We start from the raw sequence: 10,635 nt of genomic DNA, 5'->3' as shown, positions 1-10,635 counted from the left end.
GAAATATATTTATTAAAACATTAATTTCTATTGAACCGCCGTGTACCGAACGGTACGCACGGTGGTGTGAGAGGTCGCTAAATAAACTAATTATTTAGCTCCTACTCGATTGCATTAAATAATACACTTAATTGAATAGAAATATAAATACTTAGAGCTATTAACAAAATTAAAGGAGTGTTGTATATGGAAGAACCTAAAGTTAGCCAAAAAGCACCTATTGCTGTTGGTGTTAAAAAAGGAGAAACTTATTATTGGTGTTCATGTGGCAGAAGTGCTAAGCAACCATTTTGTGATGGGTCGCATAAAGGAACTTCATTTACACCATTAGTATTTACTGCTGAAAAGGATGAAACAGCATATTTATGCGCATGTAAACATACTAAAAATCCTCCGTTTTGTGATGGTACCCATAAGGGACTTTAATATGTAAGAGGTAATCATATTATTTTAATAGTATATGTAATGTAATTTGAACTTAAAAAACATATATTGCAAAGTACCCCCAATTATAGGATAATAAAACTATGATTGCGGGGTATTTTTATGTTAGTTAAAAAGTGAAAAAAGATTTTAGATGAATTATTATGATGTGGATTCTTAACTGATTTATGAATTAATAATTTTAATAGTATAGAAAATTAACGCAAATTATTTACTAAAACAAAAGAATGAAAATACTATCTAGTTAACTAAATGCTTCAAGTGATATAATAAGTAAGGGGTGATGTAGATATGTCAAAAAAACACTTAAAAATAACTCTTTTTACAATACTGGGTATTGTATGTATAGTAGCAGCAGCATTTTTGTTTAACATTTATACCAAAGCGGATAGTGCAACTAAAGCTTTTGATACATATAAGAATAAGTGGGTAAATCAGGATTTTAAAACAATGTATAGCATGCTTTCAGTTGAAACTAAGGAAAAAATAACTGAAAAACAATTTGTAGATAAATACAATGCTATATACCAGGGAATAGAAGCAAAAAATATATCTATTAATATTGAAAATGAAGACAAAATTAAGGATGGTACAAAAAAAGCTATAAACATACCATTTTCAATAGTTATGAATACTGCAGCAGGTAAATTAAAAACTACGGGGTATCAAGCTACTATGGTAAAGGAAAAGGTTAATAACAAGACAAAATGGACAATAGTCTGGAATGAAAAGATGATATTTCCCAGCATGAAGGTTGGAGACAAGGTAAAAATAACGTCTCAACCCGCTACACGTGGAGAAATATATGATAGAGATAAAAAACCACTTGCAATAAATTCTACAATTGTTACTCTTGGAGTAAATTCAAATGAATTTGTTAAAAATAAAGACATTAATATAACACAAATGGCTAAGATATTAGATATTAATACATCAATTATAGAAAATAAACTAAAAGCGAATACTAATCCTAAGGAGTTTATACCAATTATTAATATATTAAGCACTGAAAAAGAGAAAATTGCAGCAGTTATGAAAATTAAAGGTGTAATTCACATGAGCCCTAAAGGTAGAATATATCCAGGGGGGGAAGCATTTGGGTCATTAATTGGGTACAGTGCTCCAATAACTGCTGAAGAGTTAGCAAAGAAAGCTGGCCAGGGGTATAGTTCATCAAGTTTAATTGGTAAGGCCGGTCTTGAACAAGTCTATGAAAAAAGACTTAAGGGTGAAAATGGAGCAACAATTTATATATCAAGGCAAAAGGATGGGATAGAAATCCAGGAAGATACCATTCTTAAGAAACCATCTAAAGCTGGTGAAAATATAACGTTATCAGTAGATACAGAACTTCAAAAAAGTATATATAAAGGTATGAAAAAAGAGCCAGGTGCTTCTTCTGCAATAAATCCAAAGAATGGAGAAGTTTTGGCTTTAGTAAGTTCTCCGTCATATGATTCTAATGCATATACAACTTATAAATCTAATACTCAAATAGCAGCATGGAAATCAGCTAAAGAGCCATTTAAAAATAGATTTAAGTCTACTTATTCTCCAGGATCTACGTTTAAACTAATAACAGCGGCAATTGGTTTAGATCAAGGAATGATAAAGCCTGCGGAACTTATGAATATACCAGGATTAGAATGGCAACCAGATAAATCTTGGGGAACTTCTATGGTTACTAGGGTTAGTGACAAAATAAAGTCAGTAAATTTACAGAATGCTTTTGTATATTCAGACAACATATACTTTGCAAAATCAGCACTTAAGATAGGTAAGGAAAAGTTCATTAAGGGGTCTAAAAAATTTGGAATAGGTGAAAAGCTCCCTATAGATTATCCAATAGCAATATCACAAGTAGCTAATAATGGTAGCATTAAAAACGATATAGCATTAGCAGATACTGGTTATGGTCAAGGGGAGGTACTAATGAGTCCAATTCAGCTTGCATTATCTTATAGTGCAGTTGTTAATGATGGAAGTATTATGTCTCCAACACTTGAGAAATTTAATGCAAAGGTAATATCTAAGGTCTGGAAGGCTAATGCAATATCTAAAAACAGTACAAAAATTTTAAAAGATGACCTTACTCAAGTTATAGAAAATTCGAATGGTACAGGTCATGAGGCAAAAATTAATGGCATAAATCTTGCAGGTAAAACTGGAACTGCAGAAATGAAAAAAAGTGCTAAGGATATTACTGCAGAGGAGAACGGATGGTTTGTATGTATGAATACAGATAATCCTAAAATAGTAGTATCGATGCTTATAGAGAATGTTAAAAATACAGGTGAGAGTCACCATGTGGTTCCTATTGTAAAAGGAGTAGTAGAAAATTACTTAAAGAGAACAATAAAATAAGCATTAATGAGAAATTAAATAAGCTAGGAATTTACTTGTAAGGAGATTGTTAGCTTATTTGAGGTCTATAAAAGATCATTAATATTTATTATTTAATTAAATTAAAAACATATTATTATATTCAAAAGTTAAATATTATGTTACATTTAATATAGTAAAATATTTATATCGTAAATAATATAAGTATTTATAAGACAAGGAGGATATAATATGGAATTAGATTTAAAGTTTCAAAAGCTAAAGGATAATCTTAGAAAGTTAGGAAGCGTAGCCATAGCATATTCAGGTGGAGTTGATAGTACATTCCTTTTGAAGGTAGCATCTGATGTTTTGGGTGATAAAGTTATAGCAATTACGGCAAAGTCAACAACATACCCAGAAAGAGAATTTAAAGAGGCTGTTAAATATATCAAAGGTATAGGTGCAAAACATATAGTTATAATTTCTGAAGAATTAGAAATTGAAGGATTTGCTAGTAATCCAGTTAATAGATGCTATTATTGCAAAAAAGAACTTTTTTCGAAAATAAGAAAGGTTGCAGATGATAACAACATAAATGCTGTTTTGGATGGGTCTAATTTGGATGATACTTCAGATTATAGACCAGGCATGCAGGCGGCTAAAGAATTAGAAGTTATTAGCCCACTAAAGGATGCTAAATTTACAAAAAATGACATTAGAACAATGTCAAAGAGACTGGGTGTGCCTACCTGGAATAAGCCAGCATTTGCATGTCTATCTTCAAGATTTCCGTATGGTAATAAGATAACAGTTGAGAAATTAAGTATGGTAGAAAGAGCAGAACAGTTTTTATTAGATATAGGATTTAGACAAATAAGAGTAAGACATCATGGTGACATAGCAAGAATTGAGGTAAATGTGGAGGAAAGAAATAAATTTTTTGACGTAAAAATTATGGATAAGGTTGCAAATAAATTAAAAATTATTGGTTTTAAATATGTAACTCTTGATTTGCTAGGATATAGAACTGGAAGTATGAATGAAGTGCTTAGTGAAGAAGAAAAGAATTCAGTAAAAACTCTTGATTAATATCAAGAGTTTTTTTATATTTACATATTTAAAAAACAATAAAACACTAATTTATTTGTTAGGTAGAAGTTTGGGTAAAGTATTTGCTCCTTGGGGCATAATAAATGTTTTCAGATTTCTACCATTTTGTTTATAGGCTAAATCTAATGCTTCATCTATAGTTCGAACTATTTTAATCCCTGTATTTTTTAGAAATTTAGGATCTAAATTAGAAACTAGAATAAGATTAAAATTATGAGCTGTTTCACATGCAAGTACACTTACATGTTTTGATATACTATAACATTTTCTTAATGCTTCTTCTCTTTCAATTAAGGTATTATAGTTCATAAGCATAGATCTTACTTCATCATTACCTCCAAGCCCTTCACTACATTCTGTTAATGCAATAATAGTCCCACCTTTTTTTACAGCTTCTCTTGAATTCATTAAAAGTTTTGAAGATTGATAAAAATTGATATCTTTAGGGAAACCACCTGCTGTTGCTATTACTAGATCGGCTTTTTCTTTTATAGTAAAACTGTCTGACTGATCAACATATTTTCTTCCTTGTTCATGAGCTTTAAGATAATTGCCCGCAACGGCTGCGGAGATATTACCATCACTACCCATAATTACATTGAACATAAAACTTGGCTTAACAAAGGAAGCAGCTTCTTCCATGTCAAGATGCACAGGGTTATTAATTATATTCCCACATCTAATTTCAGGGCGAGTTCCATCACCTAAATTTTCATTAAGTGAGAGACCATGATTTTCCATTATTGTCTCATAGGAAGCGATACCAGGTAGAATTGATTTTTTACCACCGGACCAACCAACTAGAAAATGGTATACTATGCCACCAGTAATTATAATATGGTCACAGTTCATAGCTTTTTTGTTAATAGAGACGGGTGTTCCAAAGCTTGTTTTACCTAAATAAATTAGGTTATCTTGATCATTACAATCATGATCAATTATGTTAAACTTTCCATAAAGTTTGTCGCCTAGTAATTGTCTGTATTCATCCTCAGTTTGATTTCGGTGGGAGCCGGTAGCGCTAATAAATAATATATCTTCTTTTCTTATTCCTGCTCCTAAAAGTTCATCTACAATGATTGGTAGATATATAGCAGATTTTTGCCATAGCCTAGTGATATCTGGTAAGACGATACAAATGCTTTCACCTGCAGTTACTATTTCTTTAAGTTTAGGACTACCTATAGGGTTTTGTAATGCTTTTTTTATTACTTCTTCTTCAGTACTAGAATTTTTTGAAAGAGTATTATCAATTACACCAATAATATTTTTTTCATTAATAGAAAACTTAACAGTGCCGTGTCCTTGTTTCAATTCAAATTCTCTCATGATTTTGACCTCCCGTGTTTTCTCTTTCTATATATTAAACAGTATATATTAAATTATGTCAATGGATGAAGTGAGTAAAATGACATAAACAAAATATTGACAATCATTTTTAGGAGTAATATACTATATAATAATAAATGAATAAAACTTATAAAGAGTGTATGGACTATTATACGGGTGAGGTTAAACTATAAGGATAATGGAAAATTTCATTGCTTGTTAAAGTTAGAAATTGCTACTTTCTTTATAGGAGAGTAGCTTTTTTAAGAATATGCAGAAAATTGAGTTAACAGTTAAGGCAATTTAAAAAAATAGTTATCAAAAATAAATTATAAGGAAGTGTAATATGCCAAGTTTAAGTAACCGAACTTCTTTTTTCTCTGAATCTATTATTAGAAAAATGACAAGAATTTCAAATAAATATAATGCAGTTAATCTTTCTCAAGGATTCCCGGATTTTAATCCACCTAAAGAATTGCTTAATTCTTTAAGTAAAGTTGTAAGCAAAGGACCTCATCAATATGCTGTTACTTGGGGGGCTCAGAATTTTAGAGAAGCTCTTGCAAGAAAACAGTCAAAATTTATGGGGAGAAGTATTGATGCAAACAGTGAGATTGTCGTAACGTGTGGAAGTACAGAGGCAATGATGGTAGCAATGATGACTGTTTGTAACCCGATGGATAAAGTTATAGTTTTTTCACCATTTTATGAAAATTATACTGCCGATGCTTTCTTAGCAGGAGCACAGCCAATATTTGTGTCACTTAAACCACCATACTTTAATTTTGACGCAACTGAATTAGAAGATGCTTTTAAGCAAAAACCTAAAGCATTAATACTGTGTAATCCTTCTAATCCAACTGGGAAAGTATTTACTTATAATGAGCTAAAAATAATTGCTGATTTAGCAAAAAAATATGATTCTTTTGTTATTACCGATGAGGTTTATGAACATATAATCTATGCACCATTCAAGCATACATATATTTCGTCACTACCCAATATGGCTGAAAGGACTATATCTTGTAGTTCTTTATCAAAAACATATTCTATTACTGGATGGAGACTAGGTTATATTATAGCACCTGAAAGAATTATTGATGTTGCAAAAAAAGTTCATGATTTTCTTACAGTTGGCGCAGCGTCACCACTGCAGGAAGCTGCGGTGACAGCATTGAATTTTGATGACAGTTATTATTATGGGCTGCAAAAAATTTATACTGAAAAGAGAAACTTATTTTTAAAAGGGCTTGATGATATAGGATTAACATATACAACTCCACAAGGTGCATATTATATAATGGTTGATATATCAGAATTTGGATCAACTAACGATATAAAATTTTGTGAGTGGTTAGCACAAGAAGTTGGTGTTGCTGCAGTTCCTGGTTCAAGCTTTTTTAAAGAAGATGTTAACCATTTGATAAGGTTTCATTTTGCTAAAAAGACAGACACACTAAAAGAGGCACTTAATCGTCTTTCAACACTAAAATATAAGGCTAAAGGCTTAAGGTTATAAGTGAAAAATTTAAAAGGTTGAGTCCAAATGAAGTATAGAAAAAGTATTAAATAGTGATGTGTATGCTAAAAGTTCCTTTTATCATAATTGCTAAAATACATAAAAGGTGATGGCTTATTTATTGTAAGCACTCATAAAATATGGTGAAATTAATTAAGATAATTAAAATTTGGGGTGAGCTTGCATGTTTTTTGCAGCAGATCAAAGTGTATTAAGTATAATAATAATGATCGCAATAGGCTATTTCTTAGCATATAAAAAATTTATTGATGATAAGGCGATTAATTTAATAACAACTATAGTTATAAATATTTCACTTCCAATGATGATGATTAACACAATTTTAAGCAATTTTACAAAAAAAATGCTTATAGCGGATTCTAGTGGATTAACAGTTCCATTTGTAACAATAGGTAGTTGCTTTGTTATTGCTAAGTTAGTTGCTAAAATTGTAAAAGTTAAGATTAATAGACGTGGATTATTTGTATCCATGTTTTTCAATTCGAATACTATATTTATGGGACTTCCAGTTAATTTAGCATTATTTGGAGAAAAAAGTGTGCCTTATGTGTTACTTTATTATATAGCTAATACTACATTCTTTTGGACTTTAGGTGTATATGAGATAACTAAAGATGGAAATAAAAGAGCAGTAAAATTTTCCCCAATTGATATTATAAAAAAAATATTATCTCCTCCGTTGATGGGTTTTTTAGTTGGAATGGGTTTGGTGTTATTAAATATTAAATTGCCATTATTTCTTATGGATACGAGTAAAAATTTGGGAAATATTACAACACCTTTATCTATGTTTTTTATTGGTGCTTCCATTTATTTAGTAAATATAAAATCTGTAAAATTTAGTCTGGATATTATTTGGGTATTAATAGGTAGGTTTGTCATTTCACCAGTATTAGTAATACTGATCGCACCTATGTTTCATATACCACATCTTATGAGTTCCGTATTTGTTATACAGGCGGCGATGCCTGTCATGGCCAATTCAGCTATAATTTCAAGAGCTTATAATTCAGATTACGATTTTGCATCCCTCATGATAGCAATTTCAACTATAGGAACTCTAATAGTAATCCCAGTTCTAATGGCTTTATTATAAAAATACAAAGAATAAATGCTTTAGCAAAAAATTGCTAAAGCATTTTTATTAATTACCTATAGAAATTAATTTGCTAAATTCTTTATTTTTGCGCACATTATTAAAATCTTTTTCATTTTTTGCGGTATTTTTAATACTGGGGCTAATATCAATAGCTAATTTTAAATATTTTATAGCATTTTTTACATCACCTCTTCGTCCATAAATACTAGCAATGCCATAATAACTCCATTCGTAATTTTCAACTTCTAAATCTTTTTTATACCATTTAATAGCTTCATCATAGTTAGCAAACAATTCATTAGCTAATGCTTTATTAAACCTTCCATATCCATAATTAGGTTTAAGTTTTAAGGCGTGGTCAATTTGTTTCATGCCTTCATTAAAATTGCCGCTGTAGGCTAATGCAATTCCTTCCACAGCATATGCTTTGTAAAAATTGGGATCTTCTTTTATGACCTGTCTTTGTGTTGAGATAGCTTGTTTATATTCTTGTTTAAAAAATTGGTCATAACCTATTTTCCACGTTTTTTCTAAGTCTATTTGTTTTTGCCTTTTTATTTGAGCATTTGTAGTTTGTTGTTTTTTTATTTCTTTATTTTTATTAGAATTTATTTTAGTTTTATTATTAAGAGCAATAACATTACTATTTTTTATATTATTGCTCCTTAATGAATTATTAACAACCATTTTAATACCTACAACAACCAGTATTACAAAAGCTATAGCAATTAATTTAAACAGTCTTGATTTCACATTTTTCACCTATTTCCTTATAACAATATTTTAAGTAAGATATTTTCTTAGAGTAGAATACATAAACGAATTAATTACATAATATAAAACATGAGTTTTTATATAGTGTATTATTGTTTTAGTTTTGATTTGAATTTTTCTATATTATAGCTGGAACTAACAAAGATTCTACCTAACGAATAAATATTATTATCTTTATTTATCCAACCATATTCTGTTGAAAAAGCTAGGGTATAACCCGTTTTTTTTGCTGCCTTTATTGTGTCATAATTGTATTCTCCATATGGATATGCTATGTAATTTATTTTCCTATTTAATATACCTTCTAATTTGGACTTAGCTATTGTCATTGTTTTTACATCAGATATATAAGAAATTGTACTTAAGTGATCATGTGCAGCAGTATGACTTTCTATTTGCATGTTATTTTTATCCATTAATTTTATTTCGTTGGAAGTTAAATAATTTTTATCTTTATCGATGGTATTTGTAATTACAAATACAGTCGCTTTTAAATTAAATTCTTTTAATATAGGATATGCATTTGTGTAATTATCGTTATAACCATCATCAAAAGTTATGACTATGGATTTTTTTGGAAGGCACTTATTAGATTTCATATAACTATAGAGATCATCTAATGTTAATGTTGTATAATTATTATCCTTAAGATATTTCATTTGCTCCCTAAAAGTTTCTTTAGGAATCCTTAGTGTATTTCCTTTTTCATAACTAATAGAATGATACATAAGAATTGGTATTTTACTATTTTTGTCCATATAAACAGTTTTGGCTGTTTTTGTATTAGTGTTTACAGAAAGCTTATTTAATTTCTGTGATTTAGAAAGTTTCTCTTGTTTTGTTACACTAACTTTTTTTGCGTTATTTAGCGTATCAACATTTGTATTTTTTGTGGGGGTTACTAAATTGTTAAAATTATAAATAAAGCCTATAATTCCTATTAAAATAGCAATTGCAATTATCTTAAGTAGATTTTTATTTAGTTTCATAACACACTCCAGTTTCTTTATTTATTTTTATTATTATAATATCCATATACTTATATAATATAACAAAATATGAGTATTTAATATAGTAAAATTTATTTCTTATTACATATTTTAATATGATTCTAATCTTATTTTTTATTAAAGTTTATATATAAATGGTATAATAAATATCTCGATTTTTAATTATTGAAATATTTTACAACAAATATTATAGAAATGAAGTTTTATTTGGATATGTTGATGAAAAAATATAAAGACATTATTGTTATTAAAAATCATAAGGAAAAACGGAATATGATAAACTATGAAAAACTCTATTAGATGCTTTATAATACCAAGTATCTAATAGAGCTATATTTCATTTATGAGAATTTATATAAATAATTGTATATCGGTTTCAAGAGCATCCTTTAAATAATCTTTGGCATCTATGATTCTAATTTCTGGAATGAGTTCTTCTTTTTTAAACCCCATAACTTCCATTGAAAGCTTGCAACCATATAAGTTAATTCCTTTTTTTACAGCACCCTCTAGAAATTTTGAAAGAGTTGGGGTTGCGTCCTTCTTCATCATAGCTTCAAGCATTTTTTTACCGAATCCACTAAAGTTCATATTGGATAGGGGGAGTTCATCTGGACCTTTGGGAGTCATTGCACCCATAAGCTTCTCAAGTGATGATTTGTCTTTGGTTATATTTTTATTAGGGTCTCTTAATAAGAGCAGACCCCAAAATGCAAAAAACATAGATACTTCCATCCCTAATTCCTTAGCTGAATTTGCGAGTATTAATCCAGCTAAAGCTTTGTCATATTCGCCACTAAACATTATAAGGCTCAGCTTTTTATCCATTATTACACCACATTTTTATTTAGTCTGTGTTTATAACTCTATATTTATTCGTATTAATAATAATTAGATCAATTGCAATAACAAGTTGAACCAATTTGTATTTATGACTTAAATCGTTGAATTTACTTATGCTGCATAAATTATATCTAATTGTGCTTCGAATAGATCTTCAGGAG

Annotated in this window: 9 protein-coding genes; 5 read left to right on the top strand and 4 right to left on the bottom strand. The window is 29.2% G+C overall.

What is annotated here, in order from left to right; translation table 11 throughout:
- Positions 1-186 precede the first annotated feature (186 nt).
- From KPL38_RS15965 to larE, 3 genes are all read left to right on the top strand, one after another.
- Positions 187-426 carry a CDGSH iron-sulfur domain-containing protein gene (locus KPL38_RS15965; RefSeq protein WP_216290151.1) on the top strand — a complete coding sequence of 80 codons (240 nt, stop codon included), beginning with the start codon at positions 187-189 and terminating at the stop codon, positions 424-426.
- Between the two features lie 309 nt (positions 427-735).
- Positions 736-2,808, top strand: coding sequence for a penicillin-binding transpeptidase domain-containing protein (locus tag KPL38_RS15960; RefSeq protein ID WP_216290150.1), 2,073 nt, complete (start codon positions 736-738; stop codon positions 2,806-2,808).
- A gap of 210 nt (positions 2,809-3,018) precedes the next feature.
- A complete protein-coding gene (gene larE, locus KPL38_RS15955) occupies positions 3,019-3,858 on the top strand; it encodes an ATP-dependent sacrificial sulfur transferase LarE (RefSeq protein WP_216290149.1) in 840 nt (279 codons plus the stop codon).
- Between the two features lie 51 nt (positions 3,859-3,909).
- Here the strand turns inward: larE and KPL38_RS15950 are convergent, their stop codons facing one another.
- Positions 3,910-5,208, bottom strand: a complete 1,299-nt coding sequence (locus tag KPL38_RS15950) for a lactate racemase domain-containing protein (RefSeq protein WP_216290148.1) — start codon at positions 5,206-5,208, stop codon at positions 3,910-3,912.
- A gap of 346 nt (positions 5,209-5,554) precedes the next feature.
- On the opposite strand from KPL38_RS15950, the gene KPL38_RS15945 reads away from it, so the two are divergent.
- Both KPL38_RS15945 and KPL38_RS15940 read left to right on the top strand, forming a co-directional pair.
- Positions 5,555-6,727, top strand: coding sequence for a pyridoxal phosphate-dependent aminotransferase (locus tag KPL38_RS15945; RefSeq protein WP_216290147.1), 1,173 nt, complete (start codon positions 5,555-5,557; stop codon positions 6,725-6,727).
- A gap of 184 nt (positions 6,728-6,911) precedes the next feature.
- Positions 6,912-7,844: an AEC family transporter gene (locus KPL38_RS15940; protein WP_216290146.1), complete on the top strand. Its 933-nt coding sequence runs from the start codon at positions 6,912-6,914 to the stop codon at positions 7,842-7,844.
- A gap of 48 nt (positions 7,845-7,892) precedes the next feature.
- Here the strand turns inward: KPL38_RS15940 and KPL38_RS15935 are convergent, their stop codons facing one another.
- The 3 genes from KPL38_RS15935 to KPL38_RS15925 form a co-directional block, all read right to left on the bottom strand.
- Positions 7,893-8,600: a tetratricopeptide repeat protein gene (locus KPL38_RS15935; RefSeq protein ID WP_312884250.1), complete on the bottom strand. Its 708-nt coding sequence runs from the start codon at positions 8,598-8,600 to the stop codon at positions 7,893-7,895.
- Between the two features lie 110 nt (positions 8,601-8,710).
- Positions 8,711-9,610 (bottom strand): polysaccharide deacetylase family protein, encoded by a 900-nt coding sequence (locus KPL38_RS15930; protein WP_216290145.1) that lies wholly within the window; start codon positions 9,608-9,610, stop codon positions 8,711-8,713.
- A 372-nt stretch (positions 9,611-9,982) separates the two neighbouring features.
- Positions 9,983-10,459: a DsrE/DsrF/DrsH-like family protein gene (locus tag KPL38_RS15925; protein ID WP_216290144.1), complete on the bottom strand. Its 477-nt coding sequence runs from the start codon at positions 10,457-10,459 to the stop codon at positions 9,983-9,985.
- Positions 10,460-10,635 lie beyond the last annotated feature (176 nt).

Source organism: Clostridium psychrophilum (genome assembly GCF_018861705.1).
Lineage (GTDB): Bacteria > Bacillota > Clostridia > Clostridiales > Clostridiaceae > Clostridium_AD > Clostridium_AD psychrophilum.
Note: the sequence above shows the minus strand (reverse complement) of the source record. Positions and strands in the feature narration are given on the sequence as shown.

Bases quoted from the DNA above. Each gene is read 5' to 3' on its own strand.
- KPL38_RS15930 (WP_216290145.1), bottom strand. From the start codon at position 9,610: ATGAAACTAAATAAAAATCTACTTAAGATAATTGCAATTGCTATTTTA.
- KPL38_RS15945 (WP_216290147.1), top strand. From the start codon at position 5,555: ATGCCAAGTTTAAGTAACCGAACTTCTTTTTTCTCTGAATCTATTATT.
- KPL38_RS15925 (WP_216290144.1), bottom strand. From the start codon at position 10,459: ATGGATAAAAAGCTGAGCCTTATAATGTTTAGTGGCGAATATGACAAA.
- larE (WP_216290149.1), top strand. From the start codon at position 3,019: ATGGAATTAGATTTAAAGTTTCAAAAGCTAAAGGATAATCTTAGAAAG.
- KPL38_RS15940 (WP_216290146.1), top strand. From the start codon at position 6,912: ATGTTTTTTGCAGCAGATCAAAGTGTATTAAGTATAATAATAATGATC.
- KPL38_RS15960 (WP_216290150.1), top strand. From the start codon at position 736: ATGTCAAAAAAACACTTAAAAATAACTCTTTTTACAATACTGGGTATT.
- KPL38_RS15950 (WP_216290148.1), bottom strand. From the start codon at position 5,208: ATGAGAGAATTTGAATTGAAACAAGGACACGGCACTGTTAAGTTTTCT.
- KPL38_RS15965 (WP_216290151.1), top strand. From the start codon at position 187: ATGGAAGAACCTAAAGTTAGCCAAAAAGCACCTATTGCTGTTGGTGTT.